The sequence below is a fragment of the Streptomyces sp. NPDC002817 genome (genome assembly GCF_053592055.1).
The window spans coordinates 144,313-168,568 of sequence record NZ_JBSFUY010000014.1 but is presented as its reverse complement, the minus strand read 5'-3'; the positions used below and the strand labels follow the sequence as shown (position 1 = coordinate 168,568).

General features: G+C 68.2%; 26 protein-coding genes. 4 read left to right on the top strand and 22 right to left on the bottom strand.

Features of this window, described 5'->3' with window-relative positions:
* Both ACWD3I_RS25805 and ACWD3I_RS25800 read right to left on the bottom strand, forming a co-directional pair.
* Positions 1-1,392 (bottom strand): helix-turn-helix domain-containing protein, encoded by a 1,392-nt coding sequence (locus ACWD3I_RS25805; protein ID WP_365401259.1) that lies wholly within the window; start codon positions 1,390-1,392, stop codon positions 1-3.
* A 104-nt stretch (positions 1,393-1,496) separates the two neighbouring features.
* Entirely contained in the window at positions 1,497-1,928 is a 432-nt protein-coding gene (locus ACWD3I_RS25800; RefSeq protein WP_365401256.1) for a hypothetical protein, read from the bottom strand.
* Positions 1,929-2,844: 916 nt separating this feature from the next.
* Here ACWD3I_RS25800 and ACWD3I_RS25795 point away from each other — a divergent pair.
* Positions 2,845-3,714: a helix-turn-helix transcriptional regulator gene (locus ACWD3I_RS25795; protein ID WP_365401253.1), complete on the top strand. Its 870-nt coding sequence runs from the start codon at positions 2,845-2,847 to the stop codon at positions 3,712-3,714.
* A 33-nt stretch (positions 3,715-3,747) separates the two neighbouring features.
* Here the strand turns inward: ACWD3I_RS25795 and ACWD3I_RS25790 are convergent, their stop codons facing one another.
* The 3 genes from ACWD3I_RS25790 to ACWD3I_RS25780 are packed head-to-tail and all read right to left on the bottom strand — an operon-like array spanning position 3,748 to position 6,083.
* Positions 3,748-4,272 carry an NUDIX hydrolase gene (locus ACWD3I_RS25790; RefSeq protein ID WP_365401250.1) on the bottom strand — a complete coding sequence of 175 codons (525 nt, stop codon included), beginning with the start codon at positions 4,270-4,272 and terminating at the stop codon, positions 3,748-3,750.
* A gap of 33 nt (positions 4,273-4,305) precedes the next feature.
* Positions 4,306-5,592, bottom strand: coding sequence for an MAB_1171c family putative transporter (locus ACWD3I_RS25785; protein ID WP_365401247.1), 1,287 nt, complete (start codon positions 5,590-5,592; stop codon positions 4,306-4,308).
* A gap of 8 nt (positions 5,593-5,600) precedes the next feature.
* Positions 5,601-6,083, bottom strand: a complete 483-nt coding sequence (locus ACWD3I_RS25780; RefSeq protein WP_365401244.1) for a hypothetical protein — start codon at positions 6,081-6,083, stop codon at positions 5,601-5,603.
* A gap of 1,493 nt (positions 6,084-7,576) precedes the next feature.
* Here ACWD3I_RS25780 and ACWD3I_RS25775 point away from each other — a divergent pair.
* The 3 genes from ACWD3I_RS25775 (at position 7,577) to ACWD3I_RS25765 (ending at position 10,657) form a co-directional block, all read left to right on the top strand.
* Positions 7,577-8,278 carry a TetR/AcrR family transcriptional regulator gene (locus ACWD3I_RS25775; protein WP_365401241.1) on the top strand — a complete coding sequence of 234 codons (702 nt, stop codon included), beginning with the start codon at positions 7,577-7,579 and terminating at the stop codon, positions 8,276-8,278.
* Between the two features lie 704 nt (positions 8,279-8,982).
* Positions 8,983-9,852, top strand: a complete 870-nt coding sequence (locus ACWD3I_RS25770) for a cytochrome P450 (protein ID WP_365401238.1) — start codon at positions 8,983-8,985, stop codon at positions 9,850-9,852.
* Between the two features lie 34 nt (positions 9,853-9,886).
* Entirely contained in the window at positions 9,887-10,657 is a 771-nt protein-coding gene (locus tag ACWD3I_RS25765) for an enoyl-CoA hydratase/isomerase family protein (RefSeq protein WP_365401236.1), read from the top strand.
* A gap of 246 nt (positions 10,658-10,903) precedes the next feature.
* Here the strand turns inward: ACWD3I_RS25765 and ACWD3I_RS25760 are convergent, their stop codons facing one another.
* The 17 genes from ACWD3I_RS25760 to ACWD3I_RS25680 all read right to left on the bottom strand — a co-directional run bounded on the left by ACWD3I_RS25760 (position 10,904) and on the right by ACWD3I_RS25680 (position 24,171).
* Positions 10,904-11,914 (bottom strand): hypothetical protein, encoded by a 1,011-nt coding sequence (locus tag ACWD3I_RS25760; protein ID WP_365401233.1) that lies wholly within the window; start codon positions 11,912-11,914, stop codon positions 10,904-10,906.
* Entirely contained in the window at positions 11,911-12,327 is a 417-nt protein-coding gene (locus ACWD3I_RS25755; RefSeq protein ID WP_365401230.1) for a hypothetical protein, read from the bottom strand. Before ACWD3I_RS25755 ends, ACWD3I_RS25760 begins: the two co-directional genes overlap by 4 nt.
* Complete coding sequence (locus ACWD3I_RS25750; protein ID WP_365401227.1) at positions 12,324-12,977, bottom strand: hypothetical protein; 654 nt, start codon at positions 12,975-12,977, stop codon at positions 12,324-12,326. Before ACWD3I_RS25750 ends, ACWD3I_RS25755 begins: the two co-directional genes overlap by 4 nt.
* A 90-nt stretch (positions 12,978-13,067) precedes the next feature.
* Entirely contained in the window at positions 13,068-13,493 is a 426-nt protein-coding gene (locus ACWD3I_RS25745) for a hypothetical protein (RefSeq protein ID WP_365401224.1), read from the bottom strand.
* 2 nt (positions 13,494-13,495) lie between these two features.
* Positions 13,496-13,771 carry a hypothetical protein gene (locus ACWD3I_RS25740; RefSeq protein ID WP_365401221.1) on the bottom strand — a complete coding sequence of 92 codons (276 nt, stop codon included), beginning with the start codon at positions 13,769-13,771 and terminating at the stop codon, positions 13,496-13,498.
* Between the two features lie 18 nt (positions 13,772-13,789).
* Positions 13,790-14,371: a hypothetical protein gene (locus ACWD3I_RS25735; RefSeq protein WP_365401218.1), complete on the bottom strand. Its 582-nt coding sequence runs from the start codon at positions 14,369-14,371 to the stop codon at positions 13,790-13,792.
* A gap of 14 nt (positions 14,372-14,385) precedes the next feature.
* Positions 14,386-15,300 carry a hypothetical protein gene (locus tag ACWD3I_RS25730; protein ID WP_365401215.1) on the bottom strand — a complete coding sequence of 305 codons (915 nt, stop codon included), beginning with the start codon at positions 15,298-15,300 and terminating at the stop codon, positions 14,386-14,388.
* Positions 15,300-15,809 carry an AAA family ATPase gene (locus ACWD3I_RS25725; protein ID WP_365401212.1) on the bottom strand — a complete coding sequence of 170 codons (510 nt, stop codon included), beginning with the start codon at positions 15,807-15,809 and terminating at the stop codon, positions 15,300-15,302. Before ACWD3I_RS25725 ends, ACWD3I_RS25730 begins: the two co-directional genes overlap by 1 nt.
* Before the next feature lie 189 nt (positions 15,810-15,998).
* Positions 15,999-17,033, bottom strand: coding sequence for a DUF4097 family beta strand repeat-containing protein (locus ACWD3I_RS25720; protein ID WP_365401209.1), 1,035 nt, complete (start codon positions 17,031-17,033; stop codon positions 15,999-16,001).
* A gap of 63 nt (positions 17,034-17,096) precedes the next feature.
* The gene (locus tag ACWD3I_RS25715; RefSeq protein WP_365401206.1) at positions 17,097-17,423 is read right to left on the bottom strand and encodes a hypothetical protein; all 327 of its coding nucleotides are present in this window, start codon (positions 17,421-17,423) and stop codon (positions 17,097-17,099) included.
* Positions 17,424-17,497: 74 nt separating this feature from the next.
* Positions 17,498-17,866 (bottom strand): hypothetical protein, encoded by a 369-nt coding sequence (locus ACWD3I_RS25710; protein WP_365401203.1) that lies wholly within the window; start codon positions 17,864-17,866, stop codon positions 17,498-17,500.
* Between the two features lie 46 nt (positions 17,867-17,912).
* A complete protein-coding gene (locus ACWD3I_RS25705; protein WP_365401200.1) occupies positions 17,913-18,446 on the bottom strand; it encodes a Pycsar system effector family protein in 534 nt (177 codons plus the stop codon).
* Between the two features lie 115 nt (positions 18,447-18,561).
* Complete coding sequence (locus ACWD3I_RS25700; protein WP_365401197.1) at positions 18,562-19,125, bottom strand: hypothetical protein; 564 nt, start codon at positions 19,123-19,125, stop codon at positions 18,562-18,564.
* Positions 19,126-19,397: 272 nt separating this feature from the next.
* A complete protein-coding gene (locus ACWD3I_RS25695) occupies positions 19,398-20,021 on the bottom strand; it encodes a hypothetical protein (protein ID WP_365401194.1) in 624 nt (207 codons plus the stop codon).
* A 95-nt stretch (positions 20,022-20,116) separates the two neighbouring features.
* Positions 20,117-20,419 (bottom strand): hypothetical protein, encoded by a 303-nt coding sequence (locus ACWD3I_RS25690; RefSeq protein ID WP_365401191.1) that lies wholly within the window; start codon positions 20,417-20,419, stop codon positions 20,117-20,119.
* A 7-nt stretch (positions 20,420-20,426) separates the two neighbouring features.
* The gene (locus tag ACWD3I_RS25685) at positions 20,427-22,895 is read right to left on the bottom strand and encodes a DNA translocase FtsK (protein ID WP_365401188.1); all 2,469 of its coding nucleotides are present in this window, start codon (positions 22,893-22,895) and stop codon (positions 20,427-20,429) included.
* Positions 22,896-23,016: 121 nt separating this feature from the next.
* Positions 23,017-24,171, bottom strand: a complete 1,155-nt coding sequence (locus ACWD3I_RS25680; protein ID WP_365394917.1) for a hypothetical protein — start codon at positions 24,169-24,171, stop codon at positions 23,017-23,019.
* Positions 24,172-24,256: the final 85 nt, after the last annotated feature.

Here is a 24,256-nt window from a genome sequence, read left to right as displayed (position 1 = left end):
CTACCGGCGTCCCAGGGACATCAGGGCACTGTGGCCGGTGAGCCGCAGCGCGCGCTGGACGAGGTCGGTGCCGTACATGGACTCGGCGGTGGCCCGGCCGAACGCCTCGACAGCGGAGGTGACCAGGGCGGTGTCGCCGTGCATGAACTCCGCCCATGCCGTCTGGCGCATGACCTGCAGTTCCTCGACGGTGAGGTCCTGCGGGCCGCAGAGGTCGGGCAGGGCTTCACCCGGTGCGGCAGGGGCGGCGGTCGCGGTGATCGCCTCGGCGACCAGGCGGCGGACGGCGGCGCTTCGGGGTGCCTCCCAGTCGCCGACGAAGCGCTCGCTGCGCCGGCGTACGGACTGGATCCGGTGACGGCGTGCCGCTTCGGTCGCCGCGTGCCACTGTGCGACGGCCTGGTCCCGCTTGTCCTGGGTGTCCAGGATCTTGTGGGCGTTGTTGAGCAGCACGGCCAGCAGACCCGAGGCGCGGCGGACCCGGTTGGTCTCGCCCCGGAAGTGCAGCCAGCCGCGGACTTCCTCCGAGCTGAAGCCGGCGTCGGCGACGTCGCGGATCACCCATGCGATGCGGGGCAGCGAGCAGCCGCGCAGCCAGTCGACCTGCTCGATGAGCTCGCGTGCCAGTTGGAATCGGCGGCCGGTCTGGTTGAGAGTTCGGCGGGCCTTCGCCTTGGGCTTCTTCTGGGTGGGGGACGTGCGCTTCCCGAATTCGAGCTTGCTCTCAGGGGGGAGAGAAGTACTACCCGCAGATGAAGAACCATCTGAACTACCCCCCATTGGGGTGCAACGCGATGACCTAACCGGACGGGTCCGCGTGCGGCCGGAACGGCGGGGGCGGCTCAGGAGCTTCTGCGCCATCTTCGCCAGTCGCTTCATGAGCGCACGTCCCTCGTCGCCGATGCCCTTCAGGGCGCGGACAAGGCGCTCGCAGGCCCGGGTGACGAGGTGCAGGGCAGCGTCGAAGGCCTGGGGGATGATCCACACGAACTCCGAGGCCTGGCCGCCCTCTCCGGACACACGTGTCCCCTTGGACCGGTAGGCGAGCAGACCGCTCTCCCGCAGGATGGCGAGGTGGTACTGGATGGTGCGCTCGCTCAGCTTCAGGACGCGTGCGAGGAAGTCGACGCCGGGCCGGCAGGGAGCAAGGCGGGCGAGTTCGGCGGCGACACGAAGAGTGGTCACCCCGACCTTCCGGGGACCGTGGCCGCGGGTGCGGCGGTAGGTGTCCTCGAGGTGGGACCAGCAGACGGCCTGCATCCAGGAGAAGCCGTCGGGAGCGAACCGGCCGGAGGTCGTGGAGACCCACTGGTCGGCGGGGGCGACGCGGAGCCGCTCGAGGACGGCAGCGGTGGGCGCACATGGAACTTGCAGGGTCTGGGCGGGGAGCACGTGGGTCCGTTTCCGGGTAGCGCGAAATAGACCCGTGGCGCGCATGCGCGCGGCGGGCCTTCAAGGGCCTGGGGAGGTGCCGCTGGCCGGCGGCTAGGGAGGCGTCAGAGACACATCAGGGAGAGCTGCTCCGGCTCGGACGCCGTCACGTAGGCCTCCTCCCTGGGGGCCTTTTCCTCGGGGAGGAGGCTCAGCTGCTCCGTGGTGTCGGTCGGCGGCGGGTCGTCCGCGGGCTCCTGCACGGGCGGGCGGGGCACTACGCGGATTCGTGCCGCCCGGTGCGGGCGCGGGTCGCGGAGCACGTTGCGCGGCGGAGGCGTCGTGGCGTCCTCCGCGACCACCTCGGCGAGCGCGCGTACCTGGGCCCAGCTCAGCTGGGTACGCAGTCGTACGGTGCGCAGCGATGCCCCGGCGCAGAGCATCTTCATCGCGGCGAGCTCCTTGCGGGCGTGGTCCGTTTCGTAGTTGGGCCACGCGGCAGCCGGCTGGACTGTCGTGGGCGTCTCGTCGGTCGTCGGTGTGTCTTCGGTCGTCATGTGGCACCGCCCCTTGAGGTGGTGGAGTCGGCCTTCGAGGACGCGCTCGCCGGAGTGGGCCGCCGGCCGGTGGGCCAGGGCGTCATCGTGGCCGTCGTGAGTGGGGAGTTGAGGTCCGGTACGTGCGAGGGAGCGCAGGCACCGGCGAGCAGGTGCCGCCCGCCGGCGAGCAGGAGGTCGGGCCGAGGGCGGCTGTGCGCGAGGATCTTGGCGGTTGCACGGTGGTGATCGACGGGTGCGGCCGGCGACGCGGCACTATCGCCGAGGCTCTGTCCGGTACGCGGCCGCCGCACGGCAGGGCAGCGGCCGGGGGCGGTTGCTGCTCCCGGGCATGCCCGTGCCGGGCGGACGGGGTGCCGCGTGCGGAGGGACAAGTCGATCACCGTGGGGGCTTTCGGGGCGGAGTGGCAAGGCGAAGGCCGGGGCCGGGCGCGTGCAGGTACGCCCGGCCCCGGAGACCGGGGAATGAAACGATCAGGACCTGGTTTTGGACAGGCTGGTGATCGTCTACAAGTGCCGCTGGGGGCTCGCCGACATCAGGAGCGGGGTGTTTTGCGTGCTCACACCCGTCACCAGCGGGCAGCCCATACCCCTCGCGACCTGCGGGGCAGGCGCGAAAAGGCGACTTTTTTCCTTCACGTGGTGCGCTCGAGGCGCTGGTGATGCCACACTCATCCAGATCGGTCTCCGTTTTTCGGGGAACACGTTCGGACCCGGCCATCGCATGGCCTCGCAAACCTGAATGGCCGGGTCCGCCCCCGCCTCCCTGATGGGAGGGGGATGTTCTACGGTGAAGCAAAGGGCAGTTGAGCTGGCGACACCACCCTCACGATCACCAGAAGCTGAAACTATCCTCTTCTCGTGATCTGATCAAGTGGCTAGAGTGTCTGCGCCGCCAACCTGATGGAGTACCTGCATGCCCGAGCGCCTCTTCGACGGCAGCAAGCTGCGCGAGCGCCGCGTGGTCAAGCGCAAGTCGCAGGCCAGTGTCGGGGAAACGCTCGGCGTGACGGCCAACCAGGTATCGAAGTGGGAGAACGGCCAGGCCACGCCGCCGCAGGAGCGGCTTCCCGCGATCGCCCGCACCGTGGAGGCCGAGCTGAACGAGCTGTTCCCGCGGCTCGAGCCCCCCAACCTCATGGACCTGAGGTGCGACGCCGGCATGACGCGGGCCGACACCATCAAGTTCACGGGGACGCGGTCGTCGATGGCGGTCCGCTCCGCCGAGGACGGCAAGCGGCCTCTCTCGCAGGAGCACGAGCTCGCACTCTCCACGGCCTACGGGGTCACCATCGCCGAACTGCGCGCGGCGCAGAAGAGATCGTTCGGGCACGTCGTGCCCATGGTGCCGCCGGCTCAGGAAGCGCCGGTGGCGGACCGCGTCATCGCTGACAGGCTCGCCGTGGTACGTGACGAGGTCTACGGCGGACGTCTCCCCTCGGATGCGGAGATCGCCTCGGCCGGGAACCTCAAGTCGGGCCGGCCGCTGCTGACCGAGGACATGGTCCGGGGCCTTCGTGAGTGCACGCAGACGCAGGTGCCGGACGAGGTGCTGGACGCCCTGGCTCTCGCGCTCAACCTGCCGCCGGTCCTTTTCCACACACCCGATGCGCAGATCGTCCGTCTGGTGGTCTCGGCCTCGGCAGTGCGCACGAACTTCACGATCAGGGCCGCCCGCGGTGGCGAGGGCGGCATTCCGGAAGCGACCCGCACACAGCTCGTGGACTTCATCTCCGACACGATGGCCGAGATCCTCGGCCCCGAGCCGGGCGCCGGGCTGAAGTAGTCGGCCCCGCCTGCGTATCGCGGCGCTCATCGGCTACCTCGGCACCTCGTCGTAGCGGGTTCCCCCGTCGGCCAGCGAGGCGAGAGCCCGCTCCCACACCGAACGCACGGCAGGGGGGATCTCGTCGGGGCCGATGTCGCCGGCAGCGCTGAACCGGTAGTCCTTCAGTTCGCTCTCCTGCAGCCGGATGCCGGCTCGCTGTTCGTCGCTGATCACGCCGCCGTCGAACACCCAGTAGATGTGCGCGTCACCCCGGGCCTGACTGTCTGTCGGCTCATCGTCCCCGGGCTGGTTGTCCACGGGCTGCTTGTCCTCGGGCTGGTTGTCCTGGGGGTAGACGTAGGCGCAGACCAGGAGCCTGCCGATCTCCTGCTCGACGTTGAGCTCTTCGAGCAGCTCCCTGCGGGCCGCCTCGGAGGGCGGCTCCCCAATCTCGACGCCTCCGCCGGGCAGGTTCCAGCCGTCCTTGTAGCCCGGCTTGACGATGAGGAAGCGGCCTTCTCCATCGCGGCAAACGGCTGCGGCGGACTGCGTCGGGAGGGCGGGGGTCGGTGCCATGTTCAGACCTTCTCTGGTACTCGGGTGTGGGGGTCAGGCGTGGCCGGCAGGCTGGCCGGTGAGGAGGGCGCGTCCGTCGGACAGGTCGGTGAGCCGGAAGGCGGACGCGACCGCGCGCAGGTGTTCGAGCTCTGCGCGCAGCCCTTGTCCGGGGTCGAAGGGGTAGGGAGCGCTGGGCCGGGCCACTCCGACGGTCCTGTGGCGCTCGGCCGAGACGGCGGCCCGGAGCCACAGCGCCTCGGCCTGGACATCGGTGGCGTGCTCAGGCTTGAGCTCGGTTCCCGCCTGGACGAGTGCGCGTTCGGCAAGGTCCGCCGGGACCTGGCGGCGCAGTTCGGCGATGACGTCGCGGATGTCCATCGCCCACCGAGCCAGGTGGGCGGGCGGGGACGGATCGGGGCTGAAGAAGAGGTCACGTACGGTGTTGAGGCGTCCGGCCTTGGCCGCTCGGCGCGAGAAGAGCGTGCTCGCGCGATGCCGTACGACCTCAGGCGCCCACAGCGCGAGCGAGCGCCACAGCGGGTACAGCTCAAGCAGGCCGCGCACGGCGGAGATGCGCGCGCGGCCGGCGCGCGCGGCCGGCGCGATGGTGCCGAATCCCCACAGGAGGAACGTCAGGTACAGCAGGGTGTCGGTCAGCTTCTCCTGGGCGAGGTTGGCGCTCTCGGAGACGCTGGAGAAGGTGATCACGGGCAGGTAGGCGGTCCGCAGAATCGCGTACAGGACTGCCAAGACCATGCCGGCGGCCATCATGCGCAGCCCGATGCGCAGTGACCGTATCGGGGCTTGCCTGACAGCACCGCCCCACTGGACAGCGCAAACGGCCGCGGCGGCCCCGGCGTAGAGGTAGAAGAGGCCCATGTAGACGAGGAGCCCGACTTCTCCGCGATGTCGGTCCAGGAAGAAGGGGGTGCTGGTGTCGGGGTTGTTGAGCAGGAGGCCGAAGACTAGGCCCATGACGACGATCGTGGCCACGGAGGCTTGGGTGGCGACGCGGTGGACCGTGGCGGAGATTCGGACGCTGCGGGGCAGGTCACGGGTGGATCCGTCTCTCCGGTAGACCGCGGTGACATAGCGCAGAAGTACGCAGATCCCGACAATCGTCAAGCTGTGTTTGACGAAATAGGCGAGGTCGGTGATGCCGAGGTGGTTCAACAGGTCTCGGACGTGGGTGGTCCGGCTCAACCACGCCGCCGCGAAGGCGACGAAGGCCCCCCAGAGAGACCGGTCGCGCTTCCACCCCTTGAGGGCGGCTCTGGCTCTGAAGAAGGCCTGGATGAGTAGCAGGCCCGCGATGACGTATGCGATCGCGTCGGACATGTGCAGTCTCACAGGTGCGTAGGGCCGCCGAACGAGCAGAAGTCGTCGGCGAGACGGCGAGTGGTGGGGTCCTTGATGAGATAAGGGGAGTCAGCCAGGCGGTTGAGCATGGCAGCGGCGTCCTCGGTGCGTTTCTCGATCCCGGTCTCGTACCGCCTTCGCGCGGCGACTTGGCCGCTGGCCACGAGTTCTTCGATGCGCTCGGGGGAGAAGTCACTGAGCAGGGCGTCGGTGCCCACCACGCCGGTGGCGTCGTCTGCCCAGAGGTGCACGAGCTCGTGCAGCCAGATCTGGCGTTCGTGCCAGGGAGAACCGCCTCTCATGTGGAGGAGCAGGTCGACGGGGCGAGAGTCGTGTCGTACCCAGAGGCCACAGATGCCCGTGGCGCAGGCGATGTGGTCGGGCAGCATCTTGATTACGATGCGGCGCCCCCGAACGTTTTCGATGTTGGCGATAAGTTGCTTCACGTCGAAAGGGTCCGGGAGCGGCATCGACCTGATGAGGCTTTCCGTCTCCCGTCGCAACGCTCGCCGGGCGTGCCACGCACTTGCTGACCGCAGAGCGGGGGCGAGGATCCGGGGTCCGCTCTGACGGTGTAGGCCGGTTCGGCGCATCACGCTCGCCCGTCCCTAGAGAAGACTGAGGTAGTCGCCAAACCGGACGTCCCCGAATGGCGCGGCTGCGGCTCAGGGGCAAAGGCCGAAGGGAACTGCGACAACGGGACGTTGAGGGAGGTGGGGCTGGCGTATCGGATCCGCTCTGCGCCGCCATCGGACACGATTCCAGGGTGCAAGCCCGTAAGCCCAAGTACAGGAGAGCGGGCGGAGATGCATTCGCCCTGCGGGGTTTGTCCATCCACGAACCGTGGCGTATCCGGCGATGCTAGGGACACGTACGGCGAAGTGACGTCGAGCCGTAGCGCGGCTTTCACGAAGCCCGACGACAAGTCCATGCGTTCCCCCGTGCTACCGCCATGGTGATGGCCCTACTGCTCCACACACGTGAACCGAACATGCGATCTAGTCATGCCCCGCACGCTCGTGCCACACCGCAGCAAGACCAATCGTTCTGCAAACCGTGCTTTCAAAGCCCAAACCGAGATCACTGCGGGCACCTCAGGTCAGTGCGTGACTACTCGATGCGGCGAGGCGGTGCAGTAATCGAGGCGCAACGCTCTGAGCTGCAGCGAAGCTCCGTACTTCCAACCTCGTCTGCACAGATCTCCCCTTCGACCACCACGACCAGTCGGTCTGTTCTCGTGGCGCCAAGTGTGGGACGCTTGTTCGCGTGACGTCAAGCGAACACTCTGCAAAGCGCCACTAGAGAGGGGCGCCACGCGACAGATCCACGCACAGACCGCAGATCGGGAGGGCACTTGTTCAACGTAGGACTAAGTTCGGACATGCCCACGCACGAGTGGAGGACACTTGCCGGCGGAATGGTCTTTCCGACCCGATCCCCAGGCCTCGACCTCGCCGTACTGCAGAACCAGACCAATCGGTCTTGTGTGTCACCCGCTCATGCCAGCGTCATCGCCGGCCAGGCCTTGGAGCCGTTGACGTCGTAGACAAACCGCATGCACTGCGGCCAGTTGCGACAGCACGCCAGCCCTGCACCCGAACGTGGAAGCTCACGCATGCACATTCATTCAAGTCCTTCCGAGCCCAATACCCCAAGGCGCGGCAGCGCTCCGGTCATCGACGCGCTCTACACGGCATACGAGACGTGTCCGTTCGACTGCGACACCTTCAATATTCTCGAACGACGGACCGCGGCTGAGCTGGCTGCTCAACAGTGCTGCCCGGAGTGCGGGATGGACCTAGAACGAGTCACATTGCGTGCTGTTCTCGTCCTAACATGAGCAGGAGTGCAGCGGGCACAAGTGGAAAATCCGCTAAAGCGTGCCGCTAGGTGCACTACTGCTACATTTCCGAGTTTGGCCCGGCCGCTGCAAGCAGCGCGGGTACCCCGAAGGTGAAATTTTATGACTAACCCTCAGAACCTGCCCAAGCCTAAGCAGCAGCGCGCGGTGGAAACACGGGAAGCGATCATTAGCGCAGCCGGCCTCCTCTTCGAAGAGAAGGGGTATGAGGGAACCGGAGTCAAAGAGCTGCTTAGGGCAGCCGGCAAGAGCAACTGGGTCTTCTACAATTACTTCCCGGACGGGAAGCTTGACGTAGCAAAAGCCATCATGCAGAACACGCTGACCATGGATGGCGTTCTGCCGACTGAGACTAAGCTACAAGTGGTAATCGACACGGGCATGGTTCTGGCATACAGAATCGTCAGGGAGCCCGCTCTTCGCGCTGCTTTGCGTCTTTCATTCCAAAAGAATGCGCCGTACGGTACGCCGTGGGAGGCGTGGATTGAGATCAACACCATCCAGTTGACAGAGGCCCAGGAGAACGGGGAGGTCCGATCTAACATCAAGCCAGCCGATCAGGCCTACCAAATTGCGGGCGCCTGGTCCGGGCTGGTGTTCATTTCGGAGGCGCTGGATAGTGATCTCAAAAACCTCGAGCAACGAGTCTCGGTGATGTATAGAAATCTCATGCTGGTGGTGGCTGAGCGAGAGACGCTCCTGGACCTGGACCTGTCCCTCGACCGTGGGTGCCGCCTCTACACCGCCTTCCTGGAGACGCAAGCCTCTGCAGCAGAGGAAGCCCAGGAGAACCAGACCCCCTGAAGCGCCTCCTCTCCTCACGGCATCGCCAGCCGATCCAGCCGAGCACACTGGCCATCTCGCCGAGCGCCCCCGCCAGGCCGAGGCCTTCACGCGACCTGCGCCAATGCGCGGACCTGCGCCTCGGACCTGTCATCCAACCGTCCAGCACGTGGATTCGAGGGGACCGCGGAGCTGTGTGAAGCCGTCCTGCCGGGAGGCCACACGGCTCGTGGCCCTGCAGAACGTGATCTAGCTAACGGCATACCTGGGACCTGCATACACCTGCAAACGCAAGGGTATGCACGGCTGGCAAATTGCGCGTGATCCCTGAAGGAGTGAAAGTGGAGTCCATTGAGGCTACACCTATTGCCGACAGACGTGCCATAGCATCACTCTTTTCCCGTCTTCGAACCAAAAAGGGCCAATCAAATCCCCTCCCTTACTACGCAGAGCTAAGAGCGATGGGTAGGGTGCTGCCCGCACCCTGGGGCGGCTATATCGTTACCTCTCACGACCTATGCCGCAGCATCTTGAGGGATAGGTCATGGGAGGTCCCCGACATTGAGTGGCGAAACAGGCAAACGAATACCGCGCGCTGGCATAGACCCGCATCCAGACAGATGGCCGACTCGCTACCGATGCTTAACGCCCCTGCTCACAGCCGAATACGCAGAGCACTGAGCAGTACTTTCGGACGCGCCACGCTCAATGCCTTACACCCTTCCGTGGCCACAGCGACCCAACGGCTTCTCGATCGATTCTACGAGGAACTTCGTCAGGGTCCGGCAGACTTCTGCTCACTGGTCGCCGAAGAACTTCCTGTTATCACTATCGGCGAGTGGATGCACATCCCTCCGAAGGACTACGATCTCCTCCGCTCGCTTACGCACGACCAAGTGCACATCCAGGAGCTTTTCCCCAGCTCAAGCCAACTCGCTCTGTCTGACCAAGCGACAGCTCAACTGCGAGATTACTTCGACGCCCTCATCCGGGAACGCCGGCGAAGCCCTGGCGATGACCCCATCAGCTCGTGGCTGGAAGCCTGGGACAGTGTTGAAGCAGACCAGGCAAGCGCCGACCAGATCGTGCATGCACTGGCAATCTTCATGGTTCTCGCGGCCTTGGAGACGACGTCTCATCTTCTCTCCACCGTCGTCTATCTGCTGCTGGAGGACGCCGACCGGTTCGCCTGGCTACGCAGCCACCCTGACTCTGTGCCCGGTGCTGTTGAGGAGGCGCTGCGGTACGACGCACCGATCCACATGATCAGCCGAGTCGCCTCGACAGATAGATGGCTTGGTGGCGAGTTCATCTCGCAGGGGCAGATGGTCCAGCTGATGATCGGCGCGTCCCATCACGACCCAGACCATTACCTAGACCCCCAGAAGTTCGACCCTCGCCGCGGTGCTCAGCATCTTGCGTTCGGCACTGGTGCCCACTACTGCCTCGGGAACGCCCTGGCCCGCATGGAGGCCTGCGTCCTCCTCGAAGGGCTGCTGCGGCTTCCTGGACGTCTGCGCATGAGCGCGCCTCCTCTATGGGAACCCCGGGTCGCCTTCCGGCGCATGGTGACCCTGCCGCTGGCCCTTACGTGATCCACCACACACTCCGGCAACGAACGAGGATCGCATGCTGAACGACTTCAAAACCCTCCGTGTGGAATCCAGCTCCGAAGGACGCGTTCTGCGGGTGCAACTGAACAGGCCGGACGAGGGCAACACGATCACCCGCCAGGTCCTCAACGAACTCCAAACAGTTCTCGACTGGCTGGAGGACGACCGGAGCGTACGCGTCCTGGTGCTCTCCGGGGCAGGCACTGACTTCTCAAAGGGTGGGGAACGCACCGAGTTTGCGCCCCTCCTTGATGAGGATCCTTCCGGCACCGCGCTGCGGGCCCTGGGTAACAAGGCCCAGCGTGTCTGCGAGAGCCTCTCGAAACTTCAGGTGGCTACCGTGGCACGCATACAAGGCGACGTCATCGGTGCAGGACTCGGGCTCGCAATCTTCTGCGACGTGCGCGTCGGAGCGGACAACTGCCGCTTCGTCATGCCGGAGACCGTGCTCGGTGTGCCGCCGGCCTGGGGCGGCGTCCTGCCCCGCCTTCAAGCAGAGGCAGGACAGGCATGGATCCGTCGCCTGCTGCTGACGGCGGAAAGTTTCGACGCCGTCACAGCCGAAAGGCTCGCGATTTTGCAGGAGGTTGTGCCTGCAGTCCACCTGGATGAAGCCGTGGAGAGGTGGGTCAAGCAGCTTGTTCGCAAAGACCCGACCACGATCAGGATCTTGAAGACGATGCTGAACGCCACTGCGAATACCTCGCAGCTTGCCCTTTCGTCCTACTACGACGCGGAACTGCTGACCTCGGCGGTGACCAGGCGGGCTTTCAGCCGCAGAGGTTGAGAGACAGCCGACGAGGCGCTGCAGTCTGGCGCCTCGTATTGGCCCGAGCGACGAAGCGGGACCGCATTCGTGCTGAAGTCGGTGGGCCTCTCCCGGACAGTCCTCGTCAGGCGCTTCAAACGGCCGCCACCCGTGCATGCAGGCACTCGTAGCTGCGCGGTTCGGGCTTCCTCGTCACGGCCGCTCGCCCGCGCATGCACGAGGGCGAGCGTTCGTGATCCGAGTGCACCGGCGCAGCGATCGGAGTCAGGAAAAACGCGGATTCCAGGCGCGGGTCACGTCGGAGAGCCACATGTCGGGAAGCTCACCTTGCAGCGTTCCAAGCAGGACCTGTGGAGCAGCCTCAAGCCGTTCAAACAGAACCATGCTGACGGGTTGCCCCACCAACTCATAGCGTCCTCGGGCAGACATCGCACTGTCAGGGCCGTACTCGCGATACACCTCGTCAAGCCGCTCGCTGCTCCTGCCGGCAAACTCCTTCAGACGCTGGGGGTAGTCCTTAAGCTCCGCCGTTGGCACCGTGGCCAGGACTTTTGCGAGCACATCCCAGCACAGGTCACTGTCGTACGCCGCGCAGCCGGTGACGGTGTCAAATGTCGTCACCGCGGCCTCAAGCGCCGCCGCTACCTCTGCTTCCAGGACCGTCTCAGCGGTGACCGCAGGCGGACCGGACGGTCGCGTTGCTGCGACGGATGCTTGGTGCACTGCCGCCTCAAGTTCGGCGACCTGGCAGCCAAGAACGATCGCCTCTTTGCGGGCAAAGACGTAGACGGCGTCCCGGCCGACGTCGCTGATACGGCACCAGCCCTGTCCTGCCACCCATGCCTGAAGTCCCGTGGGTGCACCGTTGGTCACGGCCCAGCGGTCGCTGAGACTGTCTGGATGGACCACCACCTCGGCGTACCCGCCGGCCGAGCCGAGGGGCAGCGGGATGCGGAACTCCGTGGCGAGCTTGAGCTGTTCCTCGGCGGAGGGTTCGCCGACGGGCCCGTACAGCGCACGCGCCCGGATCGCCACGGACGTCGGGTGACCGTCATCGGTCAGCTCCCACAGGCCGTCGAACCTGTTCCGCCATTTCAGGACGCGCGCCGGATCGGAGTCGTCGAACTGGTCGAGGTCCTCGCGGTACATCTCCGCGGTGACCTCCCGGGCCGTGTCGAGGTCGGTGTACGGTCTGCTACCCCTCCAGGTCGGGTTGTTGTCCCAGCTGGGCTCGAAGACATGGCCGACCTGGTGTGCCGGCGTCGCATCGCTCATCGCTGGTCCTCCGCCTCGTTCAGGATCCGGCGGTCGCCGGTGTATCGGTCGATCAGCGGCAGCGCGCCGCGGGTGTAGAGGATCGGCCAGCCGGGCTCGGGCTCGCCGGCCGTGCGGGCCGACGCGTGAGCGATTGCCTGGGCGAAGGCCTGGACGTACGCACCACGGGCGATCCGGCGTTTGCGCCCTGCGCGACCCATCGGGGTACGGGCGTCTGCAACGTGCCGGTCGATGATCGGCTGCAGCAGGAGGCGGCCGCGCTCCAGATGGGGCATGGCCGCCCGGGCGCCGGTCTGTTGGGTGTGGCCGTGCAGAGCGGGCGTCATGATCAGGTCGAAGGCCCGGAGGGTCTCCCGGGCCACGGCCTTCCACGCGGCACTCTCATCGCGCTTCTTCGTCCGGTGGCCTCTCACAGCGCTCGTCCGTCGGGGTCGTACAGCTCGCCGTCGGATCCGTGTCGCGGCTCGAACTCCGCCCGGTCGGCCTCCGCTTCGACGGCCTTGTGCCAGGTGAGGTACTCCTGCCGGACGTAGGCCCGGGCTCCGCCCAGGGCCTTCCACACGGGGCTGTCGGTGCTGAAGCCGCTGGGCGCGCGGTGTCCGCCGGGGCCGGCGTCGAACGCCAGGAGTTCCTTCGCGGCCGACTCTGCATACGTGTTGGCCTTGTCGACCGCGTCGTCGTTGAACGCCCGGCGGTACCAGTCGAGTTCGGTTCTGTGAGCCGCTCGGTCCAGCCATGCGGCCTTGCGCAGGAGCATCTCCCGGTGCTCCCAGCTCTCCACGCCCCCTCCGGCCCCGGTCAGGGTGGCTTGGGCGCGTTCCTTGATGTTTTCGGTCAGGACGAGCAGTGCGTACTCCTCGTCGAACAGCTCGGGGACGTCCTCGTAGGCCTCGGTGTAGTTGGGGCCCGGCTGGGTGGGCGTCGCGAATGCGTCCCAGGTGGTGGCGCAGCGGGTGCACGTCAGCGTGCCCACGTCCGTGGCGCCGCAGGGGTAGTCGATGAGGTTGGGGACGAGGTCGGTGCCCTGGCAGCGCGGGCAGCGGATGGACGGGGAATGGGGCATGGGATCCGTTTCTTCGTGGCGGTCGGCAAGTTGGTGGTAGGTGCTGTCTGCGCGGCTCTGTTGGACCGGTCAGCGACGGCGGGTGTTCGGTCAGGTGTGACGGCTGTCCTCGTGGCAGGGGCAGCGCGGTCCGGTGAGGGGGCCGTTGCCGGGGCGGCCGGAGCCGCCGCACGAGGCGCACCCGGTGTTCGCGCCGGGGTCGAGGGACCAGGTGTGTCCGCATGCGGCGCAGCGGGCGCAGTCGGCGAAGTCGTCGGTGCCGAGGATCGGGTGGGCGTACTCCTCGGCGCCGCGGGTCCCGCAGATCGGGCAGGTGATGACGACGGCGAGGGCGGTCAGGCACCCGGTGCAGGTGACCGACCGGATGGACTCGGCCTCCAACCGCTCGATCTCGGGGGCCGGGTAGCAGGCGCAGGCCGTGGTGAAGTGATCCTGGTCGCCGGCGTACCGGGCGGCGTGGACGGTGCCGTCCGGCTCGACCGCGCGGCGCTGGTGGGTCTCGTACGTGGCAGTCATGGTCACGTCGTGCTGCCCTTTCCGACGTGTCCGACCTGGACGTGGTGCGCGCCGTCGATGACGTGAACCGCGGTGAATCTCTCACCGCGCAGACGCGACGACGAGTCGGGGCCGGGAGTGAACATTCCCATCAGGTCTGCGCGCTGGCGGCGGGAGCAGCTGATGGACGGGTTGGTGAGCATCGGGTCCTTGTTTTCGGTGGGCGGGGAGCGGATGGGCAGCAGCCCGGCGATGCCGATTGGGCACGGACTGGTGACGGAGCGGCGGGACTCGGGCACGTGGCTGTGCGCGGAGCTCTACGTCGCAACGGATTCCGCGTTCTGGCTGGTCATGGGCTCCGTGAGTTCCACGATGACGAGCGATAGGCGTGCGAATCCGGTCGTGACGGGGGATCCCATCACGGGGTTGGGGCCCAGCAGATGTTCGTGGTTGTCATCCGGCAGGAGTCCTCCGTCGGAGACCAGGCCGTCGACGTACGCCTTGGCCGTTGGCGCCCAGTTGCCCGGGTCGCGCTTCCGAGTGATCGGCCGGGGGTGCAACACGTAGAAGATCGCCGCACGCTGGAGCTGGGGCAGGCGCTTGGCCACCGCCACGCTGGCGGCGTCCGCGCGAAGTTGCTTCCGGAGCCGGTGATAGGCCATGTGGTGGAGCCGCTGGTTGCTGGTCAGCAGTTCCTCGGAGTACGGCATGAGAAGTGTTTCGACGTAGCCGACTCCAGAGAGCCCGGCGAGCAACGGGGCAACCGCGGGCGGTTCGGGGAGGGAGGGCGGTCCCGGGTGCACGGGAGGCTTCTTCCGTGGCACCGCCGCGGCTGCCGGCTGGACGGCCTGGGTACCGCGGCGGCTCTCAATCAGCTCCTGGTACTGGGCAACGGTCATGCGGGCAACCATGTTCAGGCCTCCAGGGCAGCGGTGCCGGTGTCCGTCAGCCGCCAGCGCTGCCCGTGCTGACCGGTGTCCGCCTTGCTGGGCTGCTCGTCTTTCTGGACCCACCCCTTGGCCTGGAGCTTCGTGACGGCGGTGTCGACCTTCCGGCCGAGGTGCCCCCAGGTCACTCCGTGGCTGCGCTGGCTGGTGTCGCGGATCGTCGGCTGGCCACGCGTCGGCCGCAGGGTGAGCACGACGCCCGAGTCGATGAGCTTGAGCAGCCCTGCTTCAGCTGCTGTGGGTGGGGCGGGCTCATCGAGGGTGCGTACCTTGGCGACGAACTGCTGGCAGCGCGTGCAGGTGGGCGGGAGGTCTACGGCTCCGCCCAGCTGAAGGGGGTTGGCCCGCTCCGGCGTCTCGCACAACCCCATGCCCGCGTTGTGTCTTCGGCTACGGCCGGAGACGAGGTCAACCGCGGCCACGACGTGCCGCAGCGACCCGCTGACTCCGGTGTGGCGGGTGTTTTCCCGGACGGTGAGCGGAACCGGGGCTTTCACGGCGTGCTGGCGCCATACCTCTTTGGCCATGGTCAGTTCGACCGCGGCCGCCCGCTCGCGCCCGACGCGCCGCTCCTCCGCCGCCTGGCGCTCCTCGACGATCCGGGGCGGAAGGGGCGGCTCAAGGCTCTTCGTGTCCGCGACGATCAGCATCCATCCGTCCACAGTGGAGACGTGCCGGATGCCGGGGAAGCGGCGGCCCAGGACTGCTGTGCACCAGTCGCCGCCCCGGCGTGCGGCGACCTCCTCCATGCGGCCGATGGTCTCCGAGCCGATAGGCCCACGGCTGCTGCGCCGTGCCTGCTCACGTACCTCCTCGAACTCGAGGTACGCAGGCTCTGCGTCGAGCTCGGGCAGCAGGCCGGTGACGACGCGCCGTCGCATCAGCCCTCCCTTCCGGGTGCAGCGTCCGCAGCGCCGACGAAGTAGACCTCGGCGAACCCTTCCCGGCGCAGACGCGCGGCTGATCGAGGCGTCTGGCGGTGCTGCCAAACGACACGGTCGTCGGGCACACGCGTGTTCGCGGGGCGCAGCGCATTGCGCGAGAGGCAGGTTTCCAGGGGCGTGAGGAAGACGACGGCTACCGCACGCCGGCCGTGGGACAGGGCGGGCTTGAGCACGGAGGCCCGCACACGCTCCTCCACGTTGGTGGAGTCGATGCCCGTGGTCAGCCCGAGTTCCATTCGCGTACGCAGGATGAGGTTCTGCATCCGCACGGCCTGGGGGGTCACGCGCTGGTTGCCCGCGTCGTCAGCCAGAAGCAGTCTGAGTTCGTCGAGGCAGACGACCGCGCTCTTCGGCATCGCCGAAAAGAGCGTGGACTTGCCGGAACCGGCTGCTCCAACACCGCAGACGAGTGTTCCAGCGGCGAAGGAGGCAAGGTCGGGGGTCACCGCTTCACCGCCATCCGGATCGCGGCGACAGCGGCCGCGATAGTGGTTACGGCCAGGAACAGGGTGACGGGGCTGAAGCCTCCGAACACGGTTGGTCTCCCAATGGATTGAGGATGTCGTGAACGTCTGGGCGCGAGCGTTCAGCGCGGCGAAGGTGTGGTGTGGCGCTGCCGCAGAAGCCGGGCGGAGTCAGTCCGTGGGCACGGCGCCGCGGCGGTTGCGGGCATCGACGTCGAGGTCGTGGCGGCCACGCACGCCGCGGAGAGTGACGGTGCCGTTGTAGGTGCGCGCTTCGATACGGCCCTTGGCCGTGCGGGCGACGGTGAGAGCGATGCTGCCGTTGTGGCTGATGATCCTGGCGTTGGTGCCGCTGTAGGTCGTGATGGTCGTCGGGCCGTTGTGCGTCTCGATGTCGGCCGACTCCTGGACGGCGGAGATGGTGAGGGGGCCGTTGTGGCCACGGATCTTGACATAGCCGATGACACCGGCGGTCAGGCTGCCGTTGTGGGTGGTCAGGTAGAGCTCGGCGAGCGCACCGTGGACGATCAGGTCCGCGTTGCGGGTCGTCATGGTGACGACCGAGCCCAAGGGGAGGGTCACCTCGACTTCGATCCGGCGGTCTCCGGCCTCCCGCGTGTTCATGCGGCCGGCGTTCGTGACGTGGTCGCCGACGTGGAAATCCCCAGCGACGGTCACACGGTCGCCGAAGTAGTCCGAGCTGCCCTGCGCGGAGCGGAAGGTCGCGCCGTGGTTGATGAGAGGTTCCGGCTCCGGGACGACGACGGTGACGCGGTTGCCGACCAGGCGGACGGTGGCGTTGCGGGCGGCGTCAGCCCAGCGGCCGGTGCTTTCCGTGCTGCACACCGTGGCGCGCGCGACGGTCGCGGAGGGGTCGACGGTCACGGTCACGCGGCCGTTGGGGCAGGTGATGTCTGCGAGGAAGGGCGTGTGGCGCTGGTCGTCCTCGGCGTTAGTGCTGTCCGTGGCAGCGGAGGGGTGACTCGATGCGAACGAGCGAAGGTCGGCGATCTTGCGGAGCATCTCCGCGGCCCACGGCTCGTTGTGGGCGATCTGCTGGAGCGCGTGAGTGAACTCCTGCTGTGCCTCGACGTGGTCCTTCGTGGCCTTGATGGCCAGGTAGAGGTTGGCGGCCATCGACGCGGTGTGCTCGGACACCCCGAGGAGGCTGACGTACTGGCGGCTGAGCTCGGTGGCGGTGTTCACGTGTCTCCCTCGTTCCGATGCGACTCTTAAGACTCTACATTCCGATATCGAGCACCGCAAGTCTTAAGAGTCGATTGGTGGATACTGGTCGGCTTGGACCGCCCGCTCGGCCGCACTCTTCATGATCTTGATGCCGTCGGGGTGCGCGTGTACCGCAGCAAGGATGCTGTCCGTCCACCACCTCAGCCCGCGGTAGTCGCGCCGCGCCCTATCCCTTGCCCGCCGCGCGGCGGCCAGCTCTTCCGCGAGCACCGGACAGTCGCATCGCTCGATGTCGGGGTCGTGCATGCGGGACATGCAGCCCGGAACGAGCCAGCGCGCGCCGCCCTCCTCCTCAACCCAGTAGCAGACCGGCGGGATCGCCGGCTGCCGTCCGTCGGGCGAGTTCATCATCGGGGTCCTTTCCGTGCCGACCGTTCTCCGCCCCGTCCCGCGGCATCGCCGGAGGGCGGGACAGACAGCAGTCAGTGCGAGAGGAGGAGGGAACGGCCCTCCGGGCTGGAGGTCGCGTGGGGTACGGGCTGCGCCGCAGCCGGCCCGGCGTCCGAGACGGCGTACAGGACGAGGGCGGTGGCGGCGATCGTCGCGATTCCAGCGGTGACCAGACGCCAGGAGGGCGTTCCGGTCCACGCGAGCAGGACGGTGGCCGCGGCCACGGCCAGGAGGGCGACACCAAGGCCGGAGGCGCCGAACGTGTCCTCGACGGTGATCAGGATCGCGCGCGCCGGCGCGATCACGATCGCCAGGAAGGCGGCGAAGAGGGCGAGTTGGGCGGTGCGCAGGACGAAGCCGGACGCGGCTAGCGCGCCGAGGGCGCGGCAGAGGAGGCACATGAGGGGGTCCTTGGGTTGGAGCTGTGGCGCCGCGTCAGGCGGACGGTCACAGCAGGGCTTTGGTCCAGCTGGCCGTGAGGGCGAGGGCCAGGCCGGCGAGCGTGAAGGCGATCGAGGCGTTGATGCGCCGGTACTTGGTGCGCAGCAGGCGGGAGAGGGCGCCGACGTCCTCGGCACGCTGGTCGTCGGCGAGGCAGTCGCGGATCTGGCCGGCGTGCAGGAGGGCCCAGAAGGGCCATGCCGTATGGCCGGAGGGGCGCGTCCGCGCCCAGATGGCCAGCAGCACGAAATTGATCGCCGCCAGCAGTCCGCAGGCGCTCAGCGCCTGGAGGGCGAGCACCAGACGCCCCTTGCCTCCGGTGGGCGTTCCACCGATGAGGAGGACTGCGCCGTTGAAGGCGAGCAGGAGGTTCGCTTTGCCGTCGCAGCGGCTCAGCTGACCTTCAAGGCTGGTGATGGTGGCGTCCAATCGCTGGTCCAGGCGCGTGGTGCGGTCCTTCGCGACCCGGGCCCTGCGGGCGGACAGCCTGGGGCGCCGGATGCGTAAGGGGCGACGTGGTGGGGTGGGTCGGGTGCGCAATGTGCTCTCCTGCCTGACGCTACGACGGCGGGGCTGTGGACAGATTTGCGAGGCGGGACCGGCCTGTTGAGGCCGGTCCCGCGTGCTGGAACTCGTCGGTGGGCGGCGCCGGCGCTCAGGTGCTCGGGTGGCTGCGGGCTTCGGTGGAGGCCGTGGCCGGCGGCAGGTGCACCGTGAAGTGGGGCTGGTAGACGGCGACGGTGCCAGCACCGTGGGGCGTGGAGGTGCGGCGCCCGTGGAGGCCGCGGAGGGCGAGGGTGGAGGCCAGGCACCAGGCCAGCGCGGCGGCGCCGGCCGCGACCAGGCGCCCGCTGTCCGGGGTCGCCGACCAGATCATCGCGACGGTCACAGCACCCCACCCGACCCAGGTCAGGCGCAGTGCGTTGTTGCGGGTGAGGAATCCTCCGGCGAGCGCGATCAGGCCGGTTGCCCGCCACATCGCGTACGCGACCGGCTCGGTCAGGGGCAGGGACTCACTGGATGCGGCCAGGTAGGAGTGGACCGGGTCGGTGAGGGTGGCGTGGATGGCGGTGCCGACGTGGCCGGGGCCGTCGACGGCCGGGACGGCGTCGTGCATCTGCTGCGCCACGGTGAAAACGGCAGTCCCGGCCCCGGACACCAGCAGGACGAAGGCCGCGGTCGCGGTCGCGGCGAGGACGGTCTTGATCCAGTCGGCCATGCCGTGCCATCCCGCTTCCGGTGCGGCACGCAGGTCCTCCCACCGTCGATGCAGGGCGCCGCCGGTGGACCATGCTGCGGTCCACGACTGGTGTAACGCTGCTCGGCGGCTTTCGCGGGTCCCGGACGTCGGGGTCTTCTGCAGTTCGAGCTCTCGGGTCGGCACGGGTGTTGTCCCATCGGTTCGAGTGGTGGTGGTTCGGGCCCGGATGGCCTGTCCCGCCCCCGAGGTCCCGCAGTGCGGGTCCGGGTGCGAGGCAGGTCACCCGGGCCTCAGCCCTTGAAGCGGTTCCGCTTGAAGACCGCCTTGCGGATGTTGATCACCGAGCCGCCGGTGGTCTTGCCGCTGCCGCGCCCGAGCACGACCAGTCCGAGGGCGACGGCCAGGGCGGCGAGCCACATGACGAACTGGCCGGCGGCGGTGAGGATGTCGACGACGACGGCCAGGCCGGGTGCGGCTGCGCCGATTCCGTACCCGGCGAGGGCGATTCCGCCGCCGGTCGACAGGGCGATCGCGCTGTACTTCCACACGAAGGCCGGCACGACCGGTGCCGGCGCCCTCTGCGGCATGGCGGTGGAGGCGGGCAGTGCGAGGTACTGCGGTGCCGCCGTGAGCTGGCCGCGCTGGCACCGCAGGCGCGCTTCCTCCAGCACCGTCAGGTCGCGGACCCGTGCCAGGTACGTCTCGTCCGACAGGAGACGCTGGACGTCCGGAGTCAGCTGTGGGTACGGAACTGGCATCCGGGACGCCGGATGCGGTCCCTGGGGGGCGGCGAACACCCGCAGGATGCGCTCCAGTTCCTCGTACGGCAGTGCGTCGAGGTCGCTGTGAGCCCTTGTCGGAGCCTCGGCGACGGCCGGCTGCTGCTGGTCGGGGGGCAGGTGGTGGATCTCCACAGGGCTCCTTGCGAGGTGCAGGCAAATGAAAGACCCGACCGGCCGAAGTGGCCGGACGGGTCGGGAGGGATGGTCGCCGGGGAGGCGACTGGGGGTTATCCGAGGCTGAGAAAGGTGAGGAATGCGGTGAGCAGACAGAGGAGTGCCTTCACCCACCACGGACCGACCTCGAGCGCGCCCCACGCGCTGAGGAGTGCGGCAGCGCGCAGGCCCCATCGGGCGAGGAACCCGAGGGGCTGGAGCTGCTGCAGTTCGACGATGCGATTCGTGCGCCGGTCCATCTCGAGCTGGAGGTGGGCCCGGGTCACCGAATCGGACTCCGAGGTGTTGGCGAACGTTGCGCTGTAGGTGTGCCGTTCGCCCTCCAGCCGGGCGATCTCTTCCTCCGGTGTCTCCACCTTCGCATCACTCCCCTGCCGCTCCCGAGGCGGCGACGGCCAGCCCCATGGACTCCAAATCGGCCTGTCCGACGCCGAGTTCGCCAGAGAGCCTACTGAGCTCATCCGGCCAGTCTGCGGGCGCTACCAGCACGTTGCGGGCCACGGTGCCCTCGCTCGGGCCGACCACGCCGAGCTTGTGCAGGACCTCCATCAGCGCGCTGGATTCGGCGAGGGTGGTCCTCAGCTTGCGCTGGAGCATGGACGTCGAGCCGAACTGAGTGGACACCACGAGCTCGGCCGCGGTGAGCACGAGCGGTCCGTCCAACCCGGCGGGCAGTTCCGAGACGTTCTCCCCGGCGCCGCTCTCCCCCGCGCCCTGAGGTGCCGCGGGGGACGTGCGGGCGATGTAGCGGGTGTACTGGCGGCCGCTGCTGTCCGCGAGAGCCTTGCCCTCCTCAGCCCACTTGGTCAGCCATCCGCCGACGGTCCGGGACGCGGGGACGTTCGCTCCGTCGCCGAGCATCTTGTCCATCATCTCGGTCAGCACGTCGTGCAGTTGCTTGGGCTCGTAGCCGTCGGAGCCGGCAGCGACGAGAAGTTCCCAGCCCAGTTCCCGGGGGTTGATCCGGGGTGCGGGAGTCGGAACGGCCGTCGCGGCGGCCGCGGCCGGCGTCGGCTGGACCGGAGCGGCGGCCTGATGCGTTCCGCCGGCCGTCCCGTTGATGTTCGCCTCGACGGCGGCGAACAGCTCGGCGCTTCCGCCGCCGAACGCCTCGTAGCCCGACGGCATCCCCGCAGCCGAGCCGGCAGCGGCGGGGGCGCCCGTGGTGGCCGGCACGGGAAGGTCGGCGAGCAGAGCGGCCGCCGCCTCAACGATCTCTCCGGCCTCGTCGATGGCCCGCTGTGCCGCCTCGGTGAGCTGCTGCCCCTTGTACAGAACGGGAAGCGTGCGTGCCCAGCGGCCCGGGTAAGCCGCGCCGGCGGGGACGTCCAGGGTGATCGCGTCGAGCGTCGGGCGCCGGCCCGCGGTCGCCGCGCACACCTTGTCGGTGAGTTCGTCGTGGATGTGCCAGCCCTTGAACGGCGACGGCTTCTTCGGGCCGAGGCGGGTGTGCATGTTCCAGCCCGACCCGGCGACCGGGGCGTCCTTGGGGTCGATCTTGATGTAGCCGGGGAAGAGGTAGGCCAGTTCCTCCGGGTCGCTGACGGTCATGCCGATGCGCCACTTGGCCTGGAGCTTCATGGCGGCCGTGATGACGTCCTGCGTGGCGCGCAGCCCGCAGATCAAGGTACGGACGCGCATGGCGCGGCCTTCGTTGACGATGCGGTCGAGGTTCTCCTTGACGTCCTGCGGGAGGGAGGCGGTCTCGTCGACGAGGATGACGACGGCGGGGATCTCGTGGCTGACGGGGAGCTTGTTGTCGGTCTTCTTCTCCCGCATCAGCTGCTGGTAGCCGGCCTTGCGGGCGGCGATGCCCTCGATGGCCAGGGTGGTCATCAGGCGGGCTTCGTCGTCGTCCTTGGCGATCCAGTCGACGATCGGGGCGACCGCGGTGCCCTCGGTGGCCCAGGGGGTGAGCCACGGGAGGGCGACACCGCCGCCGGTGGTGTCGATCGCCCAGATCAGGACATCGGGCATCCGGGCGAGCTGGGCGGTGACGACGCGCAGCTGGTTCGTCTTGCCGGCGTCCGTCTCCCCGATCAGCACCCCGCAGTCGTTGCACAGCGCGCCGAGGGCGTACTGGCCGTTGCGGTGCAGGCCGATCGGGAACCGCTCGGTGATGGTGAGTTCGCTGAAGTCCTCCGGGTACGGGATGTCCTTGGACATGACGTCCTCGAGGGTGACCTCGACGAGGATCGTCCCGCGGTTGGCGCCGGGGTAGATGTCGACACCACAACCGTCGGGCAGGCGCATGTCGGAGGCCAGTTTCGGCCCGTATCCGTTGAGGTCGTCGACGGTGGTCCCACCGGCGGGCAGATTGATCTCGACGGTGTAGCCGACCTTGGCGGGCCACCAGCTGATGTCGACGCCCTCGCAGCCCTCGATCCGGGCGACCCGGTTGAGGCGGTCCTCCCACGCGCGGAGAATGCCCACCGATTCACGGCGCAGCTTCAGGAGCGTCTTGCGCTCCTTTCGGGTGGGCTCGCTGCGGCTCGCGCCGGCGTTCAGCGCGAGGCCGATCGCGCCCAGGCCGGCGCCGAAGGCCCAGCCGGTCGTGCCGAGCGGCGCGGACGCCAGCGCCCAGGAGGACCACATCGTCGCGGTGAACCATGAGGCGGCCCGGGTGACGAGGGTGGTGGTGGTCGTTCCCTGACGCGCGTCGTACGCGACGCCGGCGAGGGCGGCGCCGGACAGGCTGATGGCGGACGCGTACCAGGGCAGGCCTGTGAGCGGAGCGAGCATGACCATCGACGCCGCGGTCTCGGTGGCGTAGCCGAGGATCGCGGGGTGTCCGCCGCTGGGCACGGACCAGTCCCAGTGACGTATCGACATGAAGTTCTCCATCCAGTTCCGCGCGGGGCAGGGGCTGCGGGGCGCGTAGGTGACGAGCACGCGGTGGAGGCGCCCCCAGGTCCTGGGGGCGCCTCCACGGGTGCGGGGGTGCGCGGGTTGCTCAGCGCGGGGCGTTCCACATGCCCTCGGCGGCCGGGCCCTTGCGCGGGTTGACGTTGTGGCTGATCTCCTGGCTGTGATCAGCCAGGAACAGCTTTCCGGCCAACTCCGCGTGCTGGGCCGCCGTCTGCAGGCGCATCGTGACGCGGCCGATGTCGTCGGTGACCCGGTCATCGACCGCGTAGAAGGCGATGGTGCGCTTCCACAGAGCATCGACCGCGTCGGCGAGGAACTTCAGGCCGTAGCCCATGCCCTCGATCTCACTGCCCCGCTGCATCATGTGCACCGGCTGGTAGGAGCGGTACAGGACAGCGGTGAGCACGCAGCCGGCCTCGATCCGGCCGGGCTGGAACATGGCGGTCTCCGCGCCTTCGCCGCCCGTCGGGGTGACGTTCCACATCCACTCGTTCGTGCGGGGGTTGAGGATCCGCTGGATGTCGAAGCGGTGGAGCGTCTGGAAGAGGGTGACCATTGTGTCCGCGGTCGTGGCGGCGAGCAGCGCTTCCTGGTAGGCCTCCAGGAGCTTGTGGACGACGCGCTTGGACAGGGGCAGGGTCTGATCGCCGGTGATGGCGGTGCTCTGGATGGTTGCCGCGACCGCGCGGATGCCGTTGGGCAGTCCGGCGTACTCGGCGGCGACGTGCATCATGCTGGTCGGCTTGAAGCCGAGGTAGCCGTCGGCGGCCGCCTTCATCGACAGGGCGAACTTGCTGTTCTGGCCGTCGAGCACGGTGGCGCCGGAGGCGATGGAAGTTCCGCTCACGAGCTCGGAGTCCTTTCGGGGGTCGTTTACGTTCAGGTTCAGGGCGTCCGCCTGGGCGTCGTTGTCGTGACGAGCGCGGGAGCGGCGGAAGAAGAAGCGCCAGATGCGGCCGGCGATCCGGACCGGGAAGGCGAACCCGCCCAGCGGGTCGCGGTGGTTGGTCAGGCGGCGCAGGACTCCCCAGAGGATTCCGATTGGCAGCGTGGCCAGGCCTCCGAGGGCGGCGAGGGTGCCCGCGCCGGCGCAGCGGGCCCAGTGGGCGATCTTGCGGGCCAGACGCCGGCGCAGCAGGTAGAGCCGGCCGCCGGGCTGGTTGGCGGGGGTTCCGTTGCCCTGTCCGGTGCGGGCGAGTCGCCGGCGCAGCTGTGTGGCGGCACCACGCAGGCGCTGCAACCCCCGGCGGCCGCGTCCCGGCGCCCTCGGCGTCGGGGTCGGGGTGCCACCACCGGCACTGCCGCCGCCGGAGGTCCCCGAGCCG